Origin of the sequence: Pseudomonas sp. EZ-C24, from assembly GCF_014525325.1 — a bacterium.
GTDB lineage: Bacteria > Pseudomonadota > Gammaproteobacteria > Pseudomonadales > Pseudomonadaceae > Aquipseudomonas > Aquipseudomonas shirazensis.
Genome location: NZ_JACDIU010000008.1, coordinates 109,382 through 130,268, shown reverse-complemented (window position 1 = coordinate 130,268; position 20,887 = coordinate 109,382). Strand labels below are relative to the sequence as shown.

At 63.5% G+C, this 20,887-nt stretch carries 17 protein-coding genes and 1 pseudogene; 5 read left to right on the top strand and 13 right to left on the bottom strand.

Annotated features, from left to right (window positions below):
* Positions 1-34: 34 nt before the first annotated feature.
* From IDM28_RS05380 to IDM28_RS05330, 11 genes are all read right to left on the bottom strand, one after another.
* On the bottom strand, positions 35-739 hold the full coding sequence (locus tag IDM28_RS05380) for a TetR/AcrR family transcriptional regulator (RefSeq protein ID WP_101322957.1): 705 nt from the start codon (positions 737-739) through the stop codon (positions 35-37).
* Positions 740-862: 123 nt separating this feature from the next.
* On the bottom strand, positions 863-2,365 hold the full coding sequence (lysS, locus tag IDM28_RS05375) for a lysine--tRNA ligase (protein ID WP_101317154.1): 1,503 nt from the start codon (positions 2,363-2,365) through the stop codon (positions 863-865).
* A gap of 74 nt (positions 2,366-2,439) precedes the next feature.
* Positions 2,440-3,535 (bottom strand): peptide chain release factor 2 gene (prfB, locus tag IDM28_RS05370; protein WP_101317151.1). Its coding sequence is split into 2 segments (ribosomal slippage): positions 2,440-3,462 and positions 3,464-3,535, totalling 1,095 coding nucleotides; the frame shifts between segments, so codons are not numbered across the junction.
* A gap of 96 nt (positions 3,536-3,631) precedes the next feature.
* A complete protein-coding gene (locus IDM28_RS05365) occupies positions 3,632-4,636 on the bottom strand; it encodes a PleD family two-component system response regulator (RefSeq protein WP_188035508.1) in 1,005 nt (334 codons plus the stop codon).
* Positions 4,637-4,687: 51 nt separating this feature from the next.
* A complete protein-coding gene (locus IDM28_RS05360) occupies positions 4,688-5,701 on the bottom strand; it encodes a chemotaxis response regulator protein-glutamate methylesterase (protein ID WP_150571532.1) in 1,014 nt (337 codons plus the stop codon).
* Entirely contained in the window at positions 5,698-7,995 is a 2,298-nt protein-coding gene (locus IDM28_RS05355; protein WP_150571531.1) for a hybrid sensor histidine kinase/response regulator, read from the bottom strand. The genes IDM28_RS05360 and IDM28_RS05355 overlap by 4 nt, the downstream gene beginning before the upstream one ends.
* A complete protein-coding gene (locus tag IDM28_RS05350; RefSeq protein ID WP_150571530.1) occupies positions 7,992-8,657 on the bottom strand; it encodes a chemotaxis protein CheW in 666 nt (221 codons plus the stop codon). The genes IDM28_RS05355 and IDM28_RS05350 overlap by 4 nt, the downstream gene beginning before the upstream one ends.
* Entirely contained in the window at positions 8,654-9,919 is a 1,266-nt protein-coding gene (locus IDM28_RS05345) for a CheR family methyltransferase (RefSeq protein ID WP_188035507.1), read from the bottom strand. The genes IDM28_RS05350 and IDM28_RS05345 overlap by 4 nt, the downstream gene beginning before the upstream one ends.
* Positions 9,916-10,437: a chemotaxis protein CheW gene (locus IDM28_RS05340; RefSeq protein WP_375139946.1), complete on the bottom strand. Its 522-nt coding sequence runs from the start codon at positions 10,435-10,437 to the stop codon at positions 9,916-9,918. Before IDM28_RS05340 ends, IDM28_RS05345 begins: the two co-directional genes overlap by 4 nt.
* 5 nt (positions 10,438-10,442) lie before the next feature.
* Complete coding sequence (locus tag IDM28_RS05335; protein WP_101317135.1) at positions 10,443-12,065, bottom strand: methyl-accepting chemotaxis protein; 1,623 nt, start codon at positions 12,063-12,065, stop codon at positions 10,443-10,445.
* A 128-nt stretch (positions 12,066-12,193) separates the two neighbouring features.
* Positions 12,194-12,889: a tellurite resistance TerB family protein gene (locus tag IDM28_RS05330; RefSeq protein ID WP_150571022.1), complete on the bottom strand. Its 696-nt coding sequence runs from the start codon at positions 12,887-12,889 to the stop codon at positions 12,194-12,196.
* Positions 12,890-13,197: 308 nt separating this feature from the next.
* On the opposite strand from IDM28_RS05330, the gene IDM28_RS05325 reads away from it, so the two are divergent.
* From IDM28_RS05325 to IDM28_RS05310, 5 genes and pseudogenes are all read left to right on the top strand, one after another.
* The gene (locus IDM28_RS05325) at positions 13,198-14,082 is read left to right on the top strand and encodes a hypothetical protein (RefSeq protein WP_150571023.1); all 885 of its coding nucleotides are present in this window, start codon (positions 13,198-13,200) and stop codon (positions 14,080-14,082) included.
* Positions 14,033-15,088, top strand: a complete 1,056-nt coding sequence (locus IDM28_RS05320) for a sensor domain-containing diguanylate cyclase (RefSeq protein ID WP_150571024.1) — start codon at positions 14,033-14,035, stop codon at positions 15,086-15,088. The genes IDM28_RS05325 and IDM28_RS05320 overlap by 50 nt, the downstream gene beginning before the upstream one ends.
* An 18-nt stretch (positions 15,089-15,106) precedes the next feature.
* Positions 15,107-15,820 (top strand): annotated as a pseudogene (locus tag IDM28_RS24155) (PAS domain S-box protein); the annotation flags it as partial.
* A 105-nt stretch (positions 15,821-15,925) separates the two neighbouring features.
* Positions 15,926-16,372 carry a methyl-accepting chemotaxis protein gene (locus IDM28_RS24150; protein ID WP_401180142.1) on the top strand — a complete coding sequence of 149 codons (447 nt, stop codon included), beginning with the start codon at positions 15,926-15,928 and terminating at the stop codon, positions 16,370-16,372.
* Between the two features lie 46 nt (positions 16,373-16,418).
* Complete coding sequence (locus IDM28_RS05310) at positions 16,419-17,843, top strand: gamma-aminobutyraldehyde dehydrogenase (protein WP_150571026.1); 1,425 nt, start codon at positions 16,419-16,421, stop codon at positions 17,841-17,843.
* A 56-nt stretch (positions 17,844-17,899) separates the two neighbouring features.
* Here IDM28_RS05310 and IDM28_RS05305 read toward each other — a convergent pair whose 3' ends face one another.
* Positions 17,900-19,009, bottom strand: coding sequence for an NADH:flavin oxidoreductase/NADH oxidase (locus IDM28_RS05305; RefSeq protein WP_150571027.1), 1,110 nt, complete (start codon positions 19,007-19,009; stop codon positions 17,900-17,902).
* Positions 19,010-19,153: 144 nt separating this feature from the next.
* Entirely contained in the window at positions 19,154-20,863 is a 1,710-nt protein-coding gene (gene recJ / locus IDM28_RS05300; protein ID WP_188035506.1) for a single-stranded-DNA-specific exonuclease RecJ, read from the bottom strand.
* Positions 20,864-20,887 lie beyond the last annotated feature (24 nt).

Sequence of the window (20,887 nt, the reverse complement as noted above, 5' to 3'; positions counted from 1 at the left end):
AGATAGATCGGTGACAGCGCAAACCGCTCGCAGCTCAGACCGATGCCAGCACCAGGTGCAGGTAGCGGGTAAGAATAGCGAGCATCTGCCCATCGGCCTGCCCGTTCGTTTGTTCAAGCAGGCCTTGATATTCCATCTGCTCGATAATCGCCGTCAACATCTGTGCGTCCTGCTCGGGATGATGCGAGCCGATTACCTGGAGCATCTGCCGCGCGCCTTGCGCGAGGATCCGTTCGTGCGCGCGCACAAGCTCGGCCAGCCGCGGGCAGAGCAAGGCCTCCTGGCGGAAGGCCTGCTCGGCCATGAGAAAGTCACGCCGATTGCTCAGTTGCCGGCTGACGTAGTCGGCGGTCATCCGCGCGATTTCATCGACCAGCCGCGTCCGTGATGCGGCGCTGCCATCGTCCTGCGCGAGCAACTGGCGCAACACCCCTTCACTGGTCGCCCACAGCTTGGCCATGTAGTCGGCGCTGCGCTCGACGTACTGGGCAAAGGTATCGGTGAGCAGGTCTTCGATGTCCTTGAAGTAGTAGGTGGTGGCCGACAGCGGCACACCGGCCTCGGCGGCTACGGCGCGGTGGCGCACGCCGCGCACGCCGTCGCGGACGACGATGCGCATCGCTGCATCGAGAATCAGCTGGCGGCGTTGTTCACTGCCCTGGCGGCTGGTCTTGCGCCCTTGGTACTGCACGCTTTCAGCAACGGCGCTGGCTACGCCGGCTGCGCCTTGTTCGGCGATTGCTGGGTTCACGCTGAATACCTCGTGGAATTGATCGTCGTACAGCACTGCTGTCACCCAGCGGCCGAGCCGCGGATGACAGCCAAGAAAAAGCCGCCTCGAAAGGCGGCTTGTTCACAGCACTCAGGCCTGTGGGCGCATATGCGGGAACAGGATCACATCACGGATCGACGGCGAGTTGGTCAGCAACATCACCAGGCGGTCGATACCGATGCCTTCACCGGCAGTCGGCGGCATGCCGTATTCCAGCGCACGGACGAAGTCGGCGTCGTAGTGCATGGCTTCGTCATCACCGGCGTCCTTCTCCGCCACTTGGGCCAGGAAGCGCTCGGCCTGGTCTTCGGCATCATTGAGCTCGGAGTAGGCGTTGGCGATTTCGCGGCCACCGATGAACAGCTCGAAGCGGTCGGTGACGTTCGGGTTGGCGTCGTTGCGGCGGGCCAGCGGCGACACTTCGAACGGGTACTCGGTAATGAAGTGCGGCTGCTCCAGCTTGTGCTCGACCAGCTCTTCGAAAATCATCACCTGCAGCTTGCCCAGGCCTTCGTGGCCGAGCACCTTGGCACCTGCCTGCTTGGCAATCGCGCGGGCCTTGTCGACGTCCTGCAGGTCGGCGGCGGTCAGCTCGGGGTTGTACTTGAGGATCGAGTCGAACACCGACAGGCGCACGAACGGCTCTCCGAAGTGGAACACCTTGTCGCCGTAAGGCACGTCGGTGCTGCCCAGCACCAGCTGCGCCAGCTCGCGGAACAGCTCTTCGGTGAGGTCCATGTTGTCTTCGTAGTCGGCGTAGGCCTGGTAGAACTCGAGCATGGTGAACTCGGGGTTGTGCCGGGTCGAAACACCTTCGTTACGGAAGTTGCGGTTGATCTCGAAGACCTTCTCGAAGCCACCCACGACCAGACGCTTGAGGTACAGCTCAGGCGCGATCCGCAGGAACATCTGCATATCCAGCGCGTTGTGGTGGGTTTCGAAGGGCTTGGCCGCCGCGCCGCCTGGGATGGTCTGCAGCATCGGCGTTTCCACTTCGAGGAAGTCGCGCTTGGCAAGGAAGCTGCGGATGTGCGAGATCACCTGCGAACGCACACGGAAGGTGTGGCGGGTCTCTTCGTTGACCATCAGGTCAACGTAGCGCTGGCGATAGCGCTGCTCGGTGTCGGTCAGGCCGTGGTGCTTGTCCGGCAACGGACGCAGCGATTTGGTCAGCAGACGCACGCTGGTCATCTCGACGTACAGGTCGCCCTTGCCGGAACGCGCCAGGGTGCCTTCGGCGGCAATGATGTCGCCCAAGTCCCAGGTCTTGACCGCAGCCAGGGTCTCTTCCGGCAGGGTCTTGCGGTTGACGTAGACCTGGATGCGCCCGGTCATGTCCTGGATAACCATGAACGAGCCACGGTTGAGCATGATACGACCGGCAACCTTGACCGGGATCGCTGCAGCTTCCAGCTCTTCCTTGGTCTTGTCGACATACTGCTTCTGCAGGTCGCTGCAGTAGCTGTCGCGACGGAAGTCGTTGGGGAAGGCCTGGCCCTTGGCACGCTCGGCGGCAAGTTTTTCCTTGCGCAACGCGATCAGGGTGTTTTCTTCCTGTTGCAGGTCTTGCGGGTCGAGTTTGAGATCGCTCATGTCGTCAGATTTTCCATCAAGGATTCATTGCCCTCGCCCGCAGGCGAGGGTCTTGCAGCTCAGCAGCCGAGAAGTTACAGGCCTTGCTTGAGGCTCGCTTCGAGGTATTCGTCGATATCGCCGTCCAGCACCTTGTCACAGTCGCTGCGTTCGATGTTGGTGCGCAGGTCTTTGATTCGCGACGCGTCGAGCACGTACGAGCGAATCTGGTGACCCCAGCCGATGTCCGACTTGCTGTCTTCCAGAGCCTGCGAGGCTGCGCTGCGCTTTTGCATTTCCAGCTCGTACAACTTGGCCCGCAGCATTTTCATGGCGGTGTCCTTGTTGGCGTGCTGAGAACGTTCGTTCTGGCAGCTGACCACGGTGTTGGTCGGCACGTGAGTGATCCGGACCGCCGAGTCGGTGGTGTTGACGTGCTGACCACCGGCACCCGAGGAGCGGTAGGTGTCGATACGCAGGTCGGACGGGTTGATGTCGATCTCGACCTTGTCGTCGATCTCGGGCGAGACGAACACTGCCGAGAAGGAGGTATGACGACGCGCGCCGGAGTCGAACGGGCTCTTGCGCACCAGGCGATGAACGCCAATCTCGGTACGCAACCAGCCGAACGCGTACTCACCCTTGATGTGCACGGTGGCGCCTTTGATGCCGGCGACTTCACCTTCGGACAGCTCCATGATGGTGGCGTCGAAGCCACGCTTGGAGGCCCAGCGCAGGTACATGCGCAGGAGGATGTTGGCCCAGTCCTGTGCTTCGGTACCGCCGGAACCGGCCTGGATATCCAGGTAGGCGTTGTTCATGTCCATCTCGCCGCTGAACATGCGACGGAATTCCAGCTTGGCCAGGGACTCTTCGAGTCCTTCGAGCACTTCGACAACGTCGTTGACCGCCGCTTCGTCGTTTTCTTCGACGGCCATGTCGAGCAGCTCGCGCGAATCGGCCAGGCCACTGGACATCTCGTCCAGGGTGCCGACGATCTGCGCCAGCATGGCGCGCTCGCGGCCCAGCTCCTGGGCGTACTCGGGTTTGTTCCACACGGCCGGGTCTTCCAGCTCGCGGTTGACTTCGATCAGGCGCTCAGCTTTCAGATCGTAGTCAAAGATACCCCCGAATCGATTCGGAACGTTCGGTGAGGTCTTTGATGGTGTTGAGGATCGGTTGGATTTCCATTGGGCAGGCTACTCGCGCGAATTCGGTGAAAAGCCGGTGAGTATAAACCAGTCCGAGCCACGGCGGCAGACCCGCCGGGCAGGCGCAAGGCGCTTATCAGGCAATACCGGCCTGATTGCGCCCATTATTCTTGGCCAGGTACAGGCCCTTGTCGGCGGCCGAGATCAGTTGCCGGCAATGGCTACCGATGGCCGGGGTCAAGGTAGCGATGCCCAGGCTCACGGTCAGCCGCGCATCGGCCTCGGGTGCGGTGTGGGCAATGCCCAGGGCGTAGACCGACTGGCGCAGTTTTTCGGCAATCAGGCGGGCGCCGCCCGGCGAGGTGTTAGGCAGCACCAGAGCGAACTCTTCGCCGCCGTAGCGCGCCGGCAGGTCGCTTGGCCGTGAGCATGAATTGCGAATCGCTGCAGCCACCTGGCGCAGCGCCTCGTCACCGGCCAGGTGGCCGAAGCTGTCGTTGAAGGCCTTGAAGTAGTCGACGTCGATCATCAACAGCGACAGCTGCTGCTGCTCACGCATGGCCCGGCGCCACTCCAGTTCCAGGTACTCGTCGAAGTGGCGGCGATTGGACAAGCCGGTCAAGCCATCGGAGTTCATCAGGCTCTGCAGCATCAAATTGGTGTCGAGCAGTTGCTGCTGGCTGACGCGCAGTGCGCGATACGCCTCGTCGCGCTGCAACAGGGTCATGTAGGAGCGCGAGTGGTAGCGAATTCGCGCCACCAGTTCGATGGTGTCCGGCAGCTTGACCAGGTAATCATTCGCCCCGGCGGCAAACGCGGCGCTCTTGACCAACGGGTCTTCCTTGGTCGACAGGACGATGATCGGGATGTCCTGGGTGGCCGGGTGGTTGCGGTATTCGCGCACCAGGGTGAGGCCATCCAGGCCCGGCATGATCAGGTCCTGGAGGATCACCGTCGGCTTGATGCGCATGGCCTGGGCGATGGCCTGATGCGGATCGGCACAGAAGTGGAAGTCGATATTCTCTTCATGGGCCAGCCCACGCCGCACCGCTTCGCCGATCATTGCCTGATCGTCCACCAGCAGCACCATCGCCGAGTTTTCGTTGGCGGTCACAAGACCTGCGCTTGGTAGATCAATCATGCCTGTTCACCTGGTCACGACCGTCCAGGCGGTGTGACTCAATTGCTGATGTCATTTGGTAAAAAACTCCGTCAATCGCCCGGCAATGCGCTCGAGCGGGCGGATCTCCATCGCTGCATCAATCGCCGCAGCGGCCTTGGGCATGCCATATACAGCACTGCTCTGCTGGTCCTGGGCAAGGGTCAAAAAGCCCTGCTGGCGCATCATCTTCAAACCCTGGGCGCCATCGCGGCCCATCCCGGTGAGCAGAACGCCCACGCCGGGCGCATTCCAATGGCGTGCCACGCTCTCGAAAAACACATCGATCGAGGGTCGGTAGATTTCATTGACCGGCTCGGCGGTGTAGGCGAGCTGGCCGTTTTTCAGCAAGCGGATATGGTGGTTGGTGCCTGCCAGCAATACCTGCCCGGCCTGCGGCGGCTCGCCTTCGCGGGCAAGCCGTACGACCTGGCCGCAGGTACTGCTGAGCCAGTCGGCCATACCTGCGGCAAACACTTGGTCAACATGCTGCACCAGCACGATGGCCGCCGGAAACTGCTTGGGCAGGCCCTTGAGCAAAACTTCAAGCGCGGCCGGGCCGCCAGCAGACGAACCAATCGCCACCAGGCCGGTACGCTGCGAGACTTCGCGCACAGCGGCGGGCACGCTGCTTGGCGCCGAAGTGCGCTGCTGACCGATCAGCCAGCCGATATTGAGGATCTTGCGCAACAATGGCGCGGCCGCTTCGCGCGGATCACCCGCGCCCAGCGCCGGCGTATCGACTACGTCCAGCGCGCCGTGGCCCATGGCCTCGAACACGCGGTGCACGTTCTGCTTGCGGTCGACCGTGACGATGACGATAGCGCAGGGCGTTACCGCCATGATTCGCCGGGTTGCCTCGACGCCGTCCATCACCGGCATGATCAGGTCCATGAGGATCAGGTCCGGGATCTGTGCGGCGCAGCGCTCGACCGCCTCCTGGCCATTGCCGGCGACCCAGATCAGCTCATGCGCCGGCTCCAGCGCAAGCGCCCGGCGCAGCGCCTCGACGGCCAGGGGCATGTCGTTGACGATGGCAATTTTCATCCTTGTGCACCTCCGATCAACTCGACCACTGCATCCAGCAACGCGTCATCGTGGAAGCTGGCCTTTGCCAAATAGTAGTCGGCGCCGGCATCCAGGCCACGCCGGCGGTCTTCTTCACGGTCCTTGTACGACACCACCATCACCGGCAAGCCTTGCAGGCGCTGGTCGCGGCGCACCAGGGTGACCAGCTCGATGCCGTCCATGCGCGGCATGTCGATGTCGGTGATCAGCAGGTCGAAGTCATCGCCGCGCAGGGCGTTCCAGCCGTCCATACCATCCACCGCAACGGCCACGTCGTAGCCGCGATTGCTTAGTAGCTTGCGTTGCAGCTCACGCACCGTCAGCGAGTCGTCCACCACCAGCACGCGCTTGCGGCTGACGCCTTTGGCACTGGCGCCGTTGCGTTCGATGCGCTCCAGGCGGCCGGTAGTCAGCAGCTTTTCCACCGAGCGCAGCAGGTCTTCGACGTCGACGATCAGTACCACCGAGCCATCGTCGAGCAACGCTCCGGCAGAGATATCCTGAACCTTGCCCAGGCGCGCATCGAGCGGCATGACCACCAGCACGCGCTCGCCGATCAGGCGCTCGACGGCAATCCCGTAGAGCTGCTCGCGCTCGCGAATGACCACAACCCGCAGGCTGCGCTCATCGCCCTGCCCTTGCGGGCGATTGAGCAACTGATTGGCCGAGACCAGGCCGATATGGCGCTCCTCGTGCCAGAAGTGTTGACGCCCTTCGATCTGGACGATGGCCTCGGCGGGCACGTCAAGGGTGCGCTCGATATGCGCCAGCGGAAAGGCATACGCCTCGCCGCCGACCTCAACCACCAGGCTGCGTACCACCGACAAGGTCAGCGGCACCTGCAGATGGAAGCAACAGCCTTGGCCAGCAACCTGGGTCAGCTCGATCGAGCCGCGCAGCTCGCGCACCATATGCTGCACTGCGTCCAACCCCACCCCGCGACCGGATACCTCGGTGACCCGATCGCGCATGCTGAAACCGGGCAGGAACAGGAACGTCAGCAGCTCGGCTTCGCTCATCTGCGCCACGGTCTCGGCCGGTGACAAGGCCCGTTCGGCAATGCTGCAGCGCAGCTGCTCAAGGTCGATGCCGGCGCCATCGTCACTCAGCTCGACAATCAGCATCCCAGCCTGGTGGGATGCACGCAGGCGGATCACGCCATCGCTGGGCTTGCCCGCCAACAGGCGTCGTTCGGGCAGTTCGATGCCATGGTCGACGGCGTTGCGCAGCAGGTGAATCAGCGGGGCTTCGAGTTTTTCCAGGACATCGCGATCGACCTGGGTTTTCTCGCCCTCGATCTGCAACTGCACCTGTTTGCCCAACGAGCGGCCCAGATCGCGGACCATCCGGCTCTGCCCGGTAAGCACGTCGGCGAATGGCCGCATGCGGCAGGCCAGCGCCGTGTCATACAAGTTTTGCGCGCGCTGGCTGGCTTGCCAGCCGAACTCGTCGAGCTCGGCTGCTTGCTGTTGCAGGATGGCCTGGGTTTCGCCGAGCAGGCGTTGGGTCTGGGCCAGCGCATCGAGTACTTCAGGGCTCTGGCCGCTGCTCTCAAGCTGGCTCTTCAGCCCGTCGAGGGCACGCATGCCCTGCCCGTGCATGCGCTTGAGCCGCTGCAGGCTGGCCAGGTAGGGCTTGAGCCGCTGGGTTTCCACCAGCGACTTGCTGGACAGGTCGAGCAGGCTGTTCAAGCGATCCGCCGTCACCCGCAATACTCGCTCGCCGGTCTGGCTGCTGCGTTTGCCTGGCCGCGGTGCAGGCTCGACATCGGCTTGCGCCTGGGCGGCCAGCGCGGGTACTTCGGCGCTGGCCACCGACGGCGCGGCCAGCAACGCCTCACTCACTGCTGCAGCAACCAACTGCGGCGCCGCACTGAAAGCGGCAGCGGGGTCGAGCAACGCCGTCATCTGCGCGACAAAGCCCGGCACTGCCAGCTCACCGGCGGCATCGCCCGGCGTAGCGATGCGCATCAGCAGGTCGGTGCCTTGCAGCAAGGCATCGATGTGTTCGCCACGCAAACGTAGCCGACCTTCCTGGGCCGCGACCAGGCAGTCTTCCATGACGTGGGCGACGCTCACCCCGGCGTCGACGCCGACGATCCGCGCCGCGCCTTTGAGCGAGTGCGCGGCACGCATGCAGGCTTCGAGCTGATCGGCCTGGGTCGGGTTGCGCTCGAGCGCAATCAGGCCAGTGTTGAGCACCTGGGTCTGGGCTTCGGCCTCCAGGCTGAACAGCTCCAGCAAAGACGCATCACGCATTTGCTCAGGGGTCATGACAGGCTCCGCTTGACAGCCGATAGCAAGTGGGTCGAATCCAGTACGCGCACGCTGCGCCCGCGCCACTGCAGCACGGCGGCAGTGAAGCGCGCAGTGTCCTGGCCGTCTTCACAGGCATCGATATCAAGCCGATGAATGCCATCGACTTCATCCACTGGAGCAACTACCGGCCCGCCTTCGGCGGCCAGAATCAGCATGCGTGGCATTACCCGACCATTGATGGGGCTGGCCGGCAGGCTGTCGGCCCCCAGCAGCGCGGCCAGTGACAGGCACGGCACCAGGGCGCCGCGCACATTGGCTACACCTTGCAGTACCCGCGAGCGCTGATGCGGCAGGGAATGCACGGATTGCACCGGAGCGATCTCGGCGAGGCTGGCAGTCGCCAGCGCCAGCCATTCTTCACCCAGGCGGAACACCAGCATCGAACGCCCGGTGCATTCGGTCAGCGGCGCGGCGGCGACAGGCTCTTGGTCCTGCTGCAGGGCGTAGCGATCGAGCAGGCGCGTGGCGGCTGCGGCATGCACTTCGCAGTTGCGGCAGTGAATATGCTGTTCAAGCAAAGGGCATTGTTTGTTGCCATGCACGCCGATGCGATTCCAGCAGTCGTCGATCGGCGCGTGGTCTTCGCTGACCAGCAGCAGCTCATGAATCTCGCTCATCGTTGCGGCTCCCGACCGGCACGCGCGGCGCGTTCCTGCAGACGCCGCGCACCGGCCTCATCGCCTTGTGCGGCGAGCAGCGTGGCCAGTTGCAGCAGCGCCTCGGGGTGTTGCGGCTCAAGGTACACGGCCTTGCGGTAATGGATAATGGCGTTGTGGCTGTCGCCTGCGGTGTCGCTGAGCAGGCCCAGCCAGTAGTACAGCTGCGCCTTGGGTTCGAACTGGCGCAGGTAGCGCTCGCAACTGGCCAGCGCGGCCTGACTGTCGCCGGCGTTGGCCTGGCGGGCGATTTGCGCCAGCAGCTCGCTCTCGCCGGCCTGCCCGGCAGTGGCCACTAGCGACGGGGCGGGCGCTGGGCGCACGTGCCGCGGCGCTGGCGGCACGCTACGCGGCACAGGCGGCTGGCTCCATGGCGCAGACGCCAGGGCCGGCCGTGCAGGCGTCGGGGTAACTACGGGCACGGCTTGTTCCGGCTGGCGCACATAGGCGAACGACTGCGGGATGCCCAATGGCCGCATGCCCAGGCGCGCCAACAGGCTGCCTTCGGCGGGGCCAATGAACAGCACACCCTGGGCATGCAGCAATTGCTTGAGCACCGCAAACACCCGGTGCTGGGTGGGCACGTCGAAGTAGATCAGCAGGTTGCGACAGAACACGAAGTCATAATGCCCGTTGCGACTAGCCAGGGCTGGATCAAGCACGTTGCCGACCTGCAGATCGACCTGGTGGCAGACTCGCTCATGCAACTGATGGCCCTCACCGGTAGCGCTGAAATGCCGCTCGCGAAAGGCCACATCACTGCCACGAAAGGAATTGCGCCCGTACAGCGCCTGGCGTCCACGGGCGACCGAGTTGGGGCTGATGTCCAGCCCATCGACACTGAACGCGGCGGCGCTCATGCCGCTGTCGAGCAGCGCCATGGCAATCGAATACGGCTCTTCGCCGGTCGAGCACGGCAGGCTGAGGATGCGCAGCGGCCGCACACCGGCCAGTTCGGCCAAGCGCTTGTGCGCGAGGCCGGCCAACGCGGCAAACGACTCGGGATAACGGAAAAACCAGGTTTCCGGGACGATCACCGCCTCGATCAGCGCTTGCTGTTCAGCCGTCGATTGCTGCAGCAGCAGCCAGTAATCGTTCAAGTCGTGGGCTGCCAGCGCAGCACTGCGCTGACGCAGGGCACGCTCGACCATGGGCACTCCGACCGACTCGACATCCAGGCCGATGCGCTCTTGCAAGAATCGAAAAAACTGCTGTTCGATCATGCCGGCACCTGCGCTGGCGCATCCGGGAACAGCAAGCGACGGACCTCGTCACTGAGCAACTGGTCGATCTCGATGCGCTGCAACATGCCTTGGGCATCCTGGCGCACCGGGCCCAGATAGGGCGCCTCGCCGTTGTCCAGCCCATACGGCTGGAACTCGTCAGGCTGGCAGCGCAGGGTCTCGGTGGCCTGCTCGAGGATCAAACCCAGGTGCAGCGTGATAGCGCTGGCAGCCGGGTGATAACGCACCACCACCAGCCGCGTGCTGGTGCGTGCTGCGGCCGGCCTGGCAAAGCTCAGCGCGGCCAGGTCGATCACCGGGATCAGCGCACCACGATGGCTGAGAATCCCGCGCACCCACCCCGGGGCCTGAGCGATAGGCTTGAGCGTACGCAGCGCCAGCACTTCCACCACCTCACGCACATCCAGGGCGAAGCGCTGGTCGTTGAGGCGAAACTGCAGGTACAGCACGCCTTTGCCGGAGCCGGCTGTGGGTTCGCGCTGAGGTAGATCCTTGATTGTCATCAGACTTTGAAACGCGAGACACCGCCACGCAGGCCAGCCGCGACCTGGCTCAGCTCATCGATGGCGAAACTGGCCTGGCGCAGCGATTCGACGGTCTGGGTGCTGGCGTCGCTGAGCTGAGAGAGCGCCTGGTTGATCTGCTCGGCACCGGTGGCCTGGGCCTGCATGCCGTCGTTGACCATCAATACCCGCGGCGCCAGCGCCTGGACCTGATGGATGATCTGGCTGAGTTGCTCGCCAACCTGCTGCACTTCGAACATGCCGCGGCGGACTTCTTCGGAAAACTTGTCCATGCCCATTACCCCGGCCGAAACCGACGACTGGATCTCGCGCACCATCTGCTCGATGTCGTAGGTCGCCACGGCGGTCTGGTCGGCCAGGCGGCGCACTTCAGTGGCCACCACGGCGAAACCGCGGCCGTATTCGCCGGCCTTCTCGGCCTCGATCGCAGCGTTCAGCGACAGCAGGTTGGTCTGGTCGGCAACCTTGACGATGGTCACCACCACCTGATTGATGTTGCTGGCCTTCTCGTTGAGGATGCTCAGCTTGGCGTTGACCAGATCGGCCGCGCCCATCACCTGGTGCATGGTTTCTTCCATGCGTGCCAGGCCTTGCTGGCCGGAGCCGGCGAGGATCGAGGCCTGGTCAGCAGCCGAGGTGACCTCGGTCATGGTCCGCACCAGATCACGCGACGTGGCGGCGATCTCACGCGAGGTGGCGCCGATTTCGGTGGTGGTGGCTGCGGTTTCGGTGGCCGTGGCTTGCTGCTGCTTGGAGGTGGCGGCGATTTCGGTAACCGAGGTGGTCACCTGCACCGACGAGCGCTGGGCCTGGGCGACCAGGCTGGCGAGGGATTCGGCCATTTCGTTGAAGCCGGTTTCGATGGCGCCAAACTCGTCCTTACGGTCCAGGTCCAGGCGCATGCTCAAGTCACCCGAGCGCAGCTTATCGAGGGCATGTACGATGCGTTGCATGGGCGTGGTGATCGCACGCATCAACAGCAGCCCGCAAATGCCGGCAGCGATGATGGCCAGGATCAGCGAAACGATCATGCTGCCCTTGGCGGTGGCCACGGCGCTGACGATGTCTTTGGTGGCTACATCGGCCGCTTCCCGATTGCGTTCGATCACGGTGTTGAGGTGCTTGCGCCCTTCAACCCAGGCGGGTGTCAGCACGTCGGTGATCAAGCGCTCGGCTTCGGCGTAGTTCTTCTGCCGGTAGGCCTCGAGTACCAGTTCGATGTCGGCGATGTAACGTTTTTCCATGTCGACGAAGGCGTCGAAGCTGGTCTGGTCTTCGGTATTACGAATGGTTCCCTGATAACTGGCCATGTGCTGGCGCAGGCGCTCTTCAAAGCTCTTGAACAGTTCGATATCCGCAGAGGCGATATCGCGATGCTTGCTCAGGCCGACCAACTGCTGGCTGGTGACGTAGCTGTCGACCCAGGCGCTGCGGATCATCGAGCTGTAGTAGACGCCGGGGATGGCATCGGAACCGACCGCTTCCTCGCTCGCGGAAATGGCGACCAACCTTGAGTAGGCTGCAACGATCATCAACAACATGATGGCGATGATCACGGCAAAACTTGCCAGGATCCGTTGGCGCATGGTCCAGTTTTTCAAAATCAGCCCTCAAGAATTCAGTACGAGCGGGGAAATCGCTCGAGTATAGCCCAGGCATGAGCCGGGTTTCTCAGCTGAATGAGCGGCGTTTGCGGCATCCCTGCCGGCAAAGGTGGCAAATAGCCAGATTACTGACCGGCGGCAAGCCTGGCCTGGGCTTCAAGCTCCTGGCGCAGCGCCGGATCCAGGCGCAGCTGGCGCGACAGCTCATCGAGGTAGGCGCGCTCCATGAAGTTTTCCTGATCGACCATCATCAGGCTCGCCAGGTACATCTCGCCGGCCATTTCCGGGGTTTGCGCGGCGCGGGCGACTTCTGCCGGGTCGAGCGGTTTGTTCAGCTCGGCGTGCAGCCATTGCTGCAGTTCGCGGTCGCTGTCCAGACGGGTGAATTCACCTTCGATCAGCTCACGCTCACGCTCATCGATATGGCCATCGGACTTGGCTGCCGCGACCAGCGCACGCAGCACGGCCTGGCTGTGCAGCTCGGCTTCAGCCGGTGGCAGCCGGTCGAGCGTCTGCGGCTCGCGCACCTGGCCAGTGGCCTGCTGCGCCTGCCAGTTATTGAAGGCCTTGTAGGCGATCACCCCCAGCGCTGCCAGGCCGCCGTAGGTCAGCGCCTTGCCGCCTAACTTGCGCGCGCTCTTGTTACCGAGCAACAAGCCCATGGCGCCACTTGCCAAGGCGCCGCCGCCCATCCCGGAGAGCAGCCCACCGAGACCGCCTGCACCGAGCGACGGCTTGCCGCCAGCGCTTTTACCGGTTTGTTTGCTGAGCATTTCCTGGCCGGTCTTGAACAGTTGATCGAGCAAACCTCGGGTGTTCATGCGCACGTCTCCACGCTACAGAAAGGAAAACCCAGAGTAAGGCTTGGCCTGTCGTTCGCCATGGAAGTATTTGCTTCGGGATGTTGCACAAGCCGACCAAGTGCGCTGGCAAGGCGGCACGCTCGGCCTGATCATCGAATAGCCGCCAAGGGTCCAGCTCCATCGACCATGCATGGCCAGACCTTGCCCCGCGGTCAACCTTGCAACATTTTTGGGGCCATCCTGAATTTGCTCCGCGAGACCGCATAATCGGCGCTGAAACGATAATGGCCATGTGCAGCCATTGATATTAGGTGATGTTGCTAGCCATGAAACGAGCCGAACTGCTGGACTACCTGCATTTGACGATCAGCAACTTCTACCGGCTTGATTCCGATGCCGCGCTGGACCACCACCTGCAGTTGATGCTTGAGCAATACCGGCGCAAACCGTTCTTCTTCAAGAGCTTGCTCAAATACGACCGCCTGATGGTCGTGCTGTCGCTGTTCGCCTTTCATTTCCACGACCCTATGACACCGTTATCGCGGGTCAAGGCATTTTGCGAGCGGCGTGGCTACCTGACGCGCAACACCCTGGAGTCGTATTTCTCGTTCTTCCTGATATCGGGCTATATGCACGTATCGCCCCACCCGGATGATGCTCGGCAACGCATCTACAGACCCAGCAAAACCGCTATCGATCTGGCCACACAACTGATCAGCGCATACCTCATACCGGCCCAGAAGCTGATACCCGATGCCCAGCCTTGGCAGCGCACCGAGCCAACGGCGTTCCTGCGTCAATACTTCAGCGGATTCGCTCACCTGCTGGATGCGGACGTGCTGCTGGACGGGCTGCTGCCGGGGGCCAAGTGGATCATGAACCGCGACGGTGGTCATCTGCCGATGCTGAGCTTGTACCTTGATACCCGGGGCTTTCGCTCAAACGACGGCGGCTACAAGGTCTCCAGCTATGCCGAGCTGTCCTCCCGGCTCGGGGTATCCACCATGCACGTGGCACGGCTGGTCAAGGAAGGCGAAAGCAAAGGCTACTTCCGCACCCAGGGATCACTGGTCGAGATGCGCCCGGCGTTCGCCGAGCTGGTCAGGCACACCATGGCGATCTACTTCGCCGTCACGCGGGTCAGCATGGAGCTTGGTAGTTATGCCCTTGAATCGGAAATACCCCAGCCTGGAGCTGGATGTCTCGGCTGATCATCGCCCGCGCATCAGGCTGCTGCTGCGCGAAGGCATCATCGCCGTGCAACTGTTGGTTATCGCCAGCTGGCTTGCCGTTCACCTGGTGCTTGACGAACGCATCGCCACCCTCGGCGCCTGGGGACCGCTATTGATGATGATGGCTCTGTTCATCATCCAGACACGGACAAACTCGGACAACGTATGGCGGTATTCAGGCTTGCTGTTCATGCTGACGGTGGTGCTCGGCTTCAAGCTGATCTTTCTCGACTACCCGCCATTGCATCGCCAGTTCTCTCTGGCCATGACCGTTCTGGCGGTGGTCGGCGCATCGCTGCTGATCCGTGGGCCAATGGATTATCTGCTGGTCGCCGTGTTGAGCTGGGTGCTGGTGATGCCCCACATCGGTCACGATGACGTGAGCGACTACCGCTGGTATCTGGCTATTTTTTTTGCCTTCTCGATCAGCCTGGGCTGGATCAACAGCCGCACCTACCTGCGCGCACTGAGCATCACACTGCAGATCGAGCAGCACTATCGCACCCTGTCGGAAACCGACTACCTGACTTCGCTGTACAACCGACGTGCACTGATGGACCGCTTCGAGCGCGTCATCGAAAGCCACTGTGGCGGTTTCTTCATGATGATCGATATCGACGACTTCAAGCGGATCAACGACCAACTTGGCCACGCCGCCGGCGATCAGGTGCTGCGCGTGCTCGCCGCACGCCTGCGCAACATGGCCGGCAGCCACTGTGCCGGGCGGCTGGGTGGTGAGGAATTCGGCGTCATCATCGATGCCCAGAGCCCAGCCATCGCCCTGGCCATCGCCCAGCGCCTGCTGGAGGCGGTACGCAACAGCCGCGAAGCTCCCGCCCGCTTCACCTTCAGCGCTGGGCTGGTGCCCTTCAGCCACGATCAAGCCCTAGCCGACATCCTTATCCACGCCGACCGCTGCCTGTACAAGGCCAAACGCGCCGGCAAGGACCGGGTGCATTTCGGTGCAGGCGAGCATTTATCCTGACAATTACTGGAGTTCGCCGTGTTCAACCGCCGCTGCACGCAGGCACTGCTCGCTTGCCAACAACAACTGGACAGCCTGCAAGCCGTGCTCGCCCAACTGGAACAGCAACTGCTCAGCGCTCGCCTCGATGCCAACGGCTGCTTCACCGAGGTCAATGCGCCGTTCGCCAACGCGCTGGGCTTTTCCGCCGCGCAACTGCTCGGGGTCAAGCTCGAAGCCCTGCTTGAACCAGGCTGCAGTTTGCCGGCACCACTGACAGGCTCGCCGTCGCTCAGTTGCCGGGGCGCCGACGGTCGCCCGGTGCTACTTCAGCTATGCTGGTTGCGCGACGCGCTGGGCCAACATCACGGCTACGGCTGCGCCAGCCCCGGCACCAGCCGCCGTGACCGGGACGGGCTGGAGTTGTACAACGCCCTTGACCATTCCACCGCCATCATCCAGTTCAACCTCAACGGCATGGTGCTCGACGCCAACAAAGCCTTTCTCAACACCATGGGCTATGGCCTGACGCAGATTCTCGGCAAGCACCACCGCATGTTCTGCTCTGCCGAGGACGCCGCCTGCGCCGACTACACCCAGTTCTGGCAAGCGCTCAATCGCGGGCAGTTCGTGGCGGGGCGCTTTCGTCGTATCGACGCCCGCGGCAATAGCGTATGGCTTGAAGCGACCTACAACCCGATCAAGGACCAGCACGGTCGCCTCTACAAGGTGGCCAAGTTCGCCAATGTGGTAACCGAACAGGTGGAAAAGGCCGACCTCGTGCGCCGCGCTGCCGACCTCGCCCATGATGTTTCGCTGACCACCGAGCACAGCGCACAGCAAGGCCTGACAGTAGTCATGCAGGCCGCGTCGGCCATGCAATCCATCGCCGGGGAAATGGCCAGCGTTGGCCAGGACATGCAAGCGCTGCAGGCGCAGTCGCTGAACATTGGTGCGATCGTCGAGATCATCGGCGGGATCGCGGCGCAGACCAACCTGCTGGCACTCAATGCGGCCATCGAGGCCGCCCGTGCCGGCGATCAGGGCCGCGGCTTTGCTGTGGTTGCCGATGAAGTCAGGCGCCTGGCCGCGCGCACTACCGAGGCCACCCGGGACATTTTCGAGGTAGTGCGTCTGAACCGAGAACTGGCCGATGGCGCCTTCAAAGGCATTCAGAACAGCCGCGAGCATGCCTGCGCGGTGCAGGACTTGGCCAGCCAGGCCGGCAACGCGATGGACGAAATCAGCCGCGGCGCACGCCAGGTCGTCGAGGTCACCAGCCGGGTAGCCAATGAGCTGCAGTGAGTGGTCTACGCTATCGACCATCGCAAATGCCTCGGAGGATTACCCCATGCACACCCAGATGCTGATCAACGGCCAACTGGTGGCCGGTGAAGGCCCGGCCTGGACCGTACTCGACCCAGCCGCAGGCACTGCCCTGGCGCAGATCAGCGAGGCCAGCGAGGCGCAGGTCGACAGCGCCGTGCGCGCCGCCGACAGCGCCTTTGCCAGTTGGTCGCAGACCAGCCCGAAAGACCGCTCGCTGGCCCTGCTGGCGCTGGCCGATGCCATTGAGCAACACGGCGAAGAACTGGCCAGCCTCGAATCGCAGAACTGCGGCAAGCCCCTCGCCGCCGCCCTCAATGACGAGATCCCGGCCATTGTCGACGTGTTTCGCTATTTCGCCGGGGCGGCGCGCTGCCTGGGCGGTTCGGCGGCAGGGGAGTATCTGCCGGGGCACACCTCGATGGTGCGGCGTGACCCATTGGGCGTGGTCGCCTCGATTGCGCCGTGGAACTACCCGCTGATGATGCTCGCGTGGAAGATCGCGCCGGCACTGGCCGCAGGCAACACCGTGGTGCTCAAGCCCTCCGAGCTGACCCCGCTGACAGCGCTGCGCCTGGCCGAGCTGGCCCGCGAGATCTTCCCGGCCGGTGTGTTGAACATTCTGTTTGGCCGTGGCGCGACTGTGGGCACGCCGCTGGTCACTCATCCGCGCGTACGCATGGTATCGCTGACCGGCTCGATCCCGACCGGGGCGAACATCATCGGCGCCACTGCCGCCAGCGTGAAGCGCATGCACATGGAGTTGGGCGGCAAGGCGCCAGTGCTGATCTTCGATGACGCCGATCTCGATGCGGCCGTCGCTGGCATTCGCAGCTTTGGTTTCTACAATGCCGGCCAGGACTGCACCGCCGCCTGCCGGCTGTATGTGCAGGACGCCATCTACGATGAATTGGTCGAGCGCCTGGGCCAGGCTGTCGCCAGCATCAAGCCGGGACCTCAGGATGCGGCCGACACCGAACTCGGCCCACTGATCAGTGCGCAACACCGCGACAAGGTAGCAGGCATGGTGCAACGCGCCCTCGACCAGCCGCATATCCGCCTGGTCACTGGCGGCAAGGTGTTGGAGGGTGCAGGCTTCTTCTACGCGCCGACTCTGCTGGCCGACGTGCTCCAAGACGACGAAATCGCCCGTCATGAGGTGTTCGGCCCGGTGGTCAGCGTCACTCGCTTTGCCGACGAAGCCCAGGCGCTGGAGTGGGCCAACGACTCCGAGTACGGCCTGGCCTCATCGGTGTGGACCGCTGACGTGGGCCGCGCGCACCGCCTTGCCGCACGCCTGCAATACGGCTGCACCTGGGTCAACACGCACTTCATGCTGATCAGCGAGATGCCCCACGGCGGGCAGAAGCAATCGGGCTACGGCAAGGATATGTCGATGTATGGGCTGGAGGACTACACCTGTGTCCGCCATGTGATGTTCAAGCACTAGCCGTGTTGGCTGCCTTGTCGCCGTCTTTTATCGACGACAAGGCAGCCACATCAACGTCAGGCGTCGCGCAGGTCGGACTCGTGAATCGGGTTGGCGCGGTGGGTTGCCCGTTGGTATTGCGCTGGCCAAGTGGCCTTGTTGCCACCCAGATCGTCGTCGGCATGCAGCGGCCAGTACGGATCACGCAGCAGTTCACGGGCGAGGAAGATCAGGTCAGCCTGCCCCGTGCGCAGAATGTGCTCGGCCTGGGCGGGTTCGGTGATCATGCCGACGGTGCCGGTGGCGATCTCCGCCTCTTTGCGCACGCGCTCGGCAAAGCGCGTTTGATAGCCCGGGCCGGTGGGAATCTCGGCGTTGACCGAAGTGCCGCCAGACGACACGTCGATCAAGTCCACCCCTAGCGCACGCAGGCGGCGCGCCAGCTCGACGGTTTCGTCAGGGTTCCAGCCGTCTTCGACCCAATCGGTGGCCGACACCCGGACGAACAGCGGCAGCTCTTTGGGCCATACCGCACGCACAGCCTCGGTAATCTGAAGGGTAAAGCGAATGCGGTTTTCGAAGCTGCTGCCGTATTCATCGCGGCGCTGGTTGCTCAGCGGCGAGAGAAACTGATGCAGCAGGTAGCCATGGGCAGCGTGCAGTTCGACCACCTTGAAACCCGCAGTGAGCGCGCGCTCGGCGGCTTTGACGAAGGCGTCGATGATCTCCTGGATCTCGCCGGTACTCAGCTCACGCGGTGCAGTGTGCTCCGGGTCGAAGGCTATTTTCGACGGGCCGACCGGCTGCCAGCCGCCGTCCTCCGGTTTGACGCTGCCGTGCTTGCCCAGCCAGGGCCGATGAGTGCTGGCCTTGCGCCCGGCATGGGCCAGCTGAATGGCGGGTACCGAACCCTGGGCAGTGATAAAGCGGGTGATGCGCTGCAGCGGCGCGATCTGCTGGTCATCCCACAGACCGAGGTCTTCAGCGGTAATCCGACCATCGGCAGTGACCGCCACGGCTTCGGTGAAGACCAGCCCGGCCCCGCCTACGGCACGGCTGCCCAAGTGCACGAGATGCCAGTCATTGGCCAAGCCATCGGCGGCCGAATACTGGCACATCGGCGACACGGCGATGCGGTTGGGCAGGGTCAACTGGCGGAGGGTGTAGGGCTCTAACAGCAGGCTCATGGGGGATCTCCCTGGGACTCCAAATGGGTGACCGGCCCGGGCACTGATGTGCAGCCGTGGCCTGGTACCGGTTCTCTTGAGCCTAGACCAGTTTGCTGCGACCAGGGTTCAGCCCGGTCGCAGGAGTATCCCTGCAGCAGCCGGTTAGCGTGGTTCGATGTGCGCGATCATCAGTTGCACGCTTTCGTTGCCGCGAAACTCGTTGACGTCCAGCTTGTAGGCCAGCTCGACCCAACGCACGGTGGGGTTGGGCCAGACTTCGCGGTCGATACCGAAGGCAATACCGTCGAGCTTGACCGCACCGCACTCGCTCTTGAGCACCACCTTCAAATGCCGCTCGCCGACCACACGCTGCTCAACCAGCTGGAACACACCATGGAACAGCGGCTCGGGAAAATGCTGGCCCCACGGGCCGGCGTTGCGCAGGGCGCGGGCCAGGTCCAAGTGGAATTCTTCAACCGCCAGGGAGCCGTCGGTCAGCAACCGCCCGGTCAGGTCGTCTTCATTGAGCTGACGCCGGGTTTCTTCGTCGAACGCGGCGGCAAACGCCGGGAAGTTCTCTGCCGGCAGCGACAAACCGGCGGCCATGGCGTGGCCACCGAACTTGCTGATCAGTTGCGGGTGACGCGCAGCCACGGCATCCAGCGCATCGCGGATATGAAAGCCTGGCACCGAACGCGCCGAGCCCTTGAGCAAACCCTCACCGGCATCGGCAAAGGCGATGGTCGGGCGGTGGTAACGTTCTTTCAGGCGCGAGGCGAGGATGCCGATCACGCCCTGATGCCACTGGGCATCGAACAGGCACAGGCCATACGGCATCGACTCCAGCGGCAGGTCCTTAAGCTGGGCCAGCGCCTCGCGCTGCATGCCCTGCTCGATCGACTTGCGGTCCTGGTTGAGGCCGTCCAACTGCTCGGCCATGTCGCGGGCCAGCGCCGGGTCGTCACAAAGCAGGCATTCGATGCCCAGGCTCATGTCGTCCAGCCGGCCTGCGGCGTTCAGGCGCGGGCCGAGGATAAAGCCCAGATCGGTCGAGGTGATGCGCTGGTAGTCACGGCGAGCGACTTCCAGGATCGCCTTCAAGCCAGCGCGGGCGCGACCGGCACGAATTCGCTCGAGGCCCTGATGGACCAGGATGCGGTTATTGGCATCCAGCGGCACCACGTCGGCGACACTGCCCAGCGCGACCAGGTCGAGCAACTCGCCGATGTTCGGTTGCGCCTGGGTCTGGTAACGGCCAAGGCTGCGCAAACGCGCGCGCAAGGCCATCAGCACGTAGAAGATCACCCCTACCCCGGCCAGCGACTTGCTGGGGAACTCGCAGCCTGGCTGGTTCGGGTTGACGATGGCGTCGGCGTCCGGCAAGTGCTGGCCGGGCAAGTGGTGGTCGGTCACCAGCACCTTGAGCCCGGCCGCCTTGGCAGCGGCCACGCCCTCGACACTGGAAATACCGTTGTCGACGGTGACCAGCAGCTGCGGCTGGCGCTGCAGCGCGACTTCGACGATTTCCGGGGTCAGGCCATAGCCGTACTCGAAGCGGTTTGGCACCAGATAGTCGACATGCGCCGCGCCCAGCAGCCGCAGGCCCAGCACGCCAACGGTGCTGGCGGTGGCGCCATCGGCATCGAAGTCGCCGACGATGAGGATACGCTGGCGCTGGTCCAGCGCCTCGACCAGCAGATCGACCGCCGCGTCGATGCCCTTGAGCTGCTGATACGGCAGCAGACGGGCCAGGCTCTTGTCCAGTTCAGCCTCCGATTGCACGCCGCGAGCGGCGTACAGGCGGGTCAGCAACGGCGGCAAGGCTCCCAGAAAAGGCAGGGTGGGCGGCAACGGGCGGGGTTCGATACGCATGGGGTCTTCAGCAGTCTATAAAGG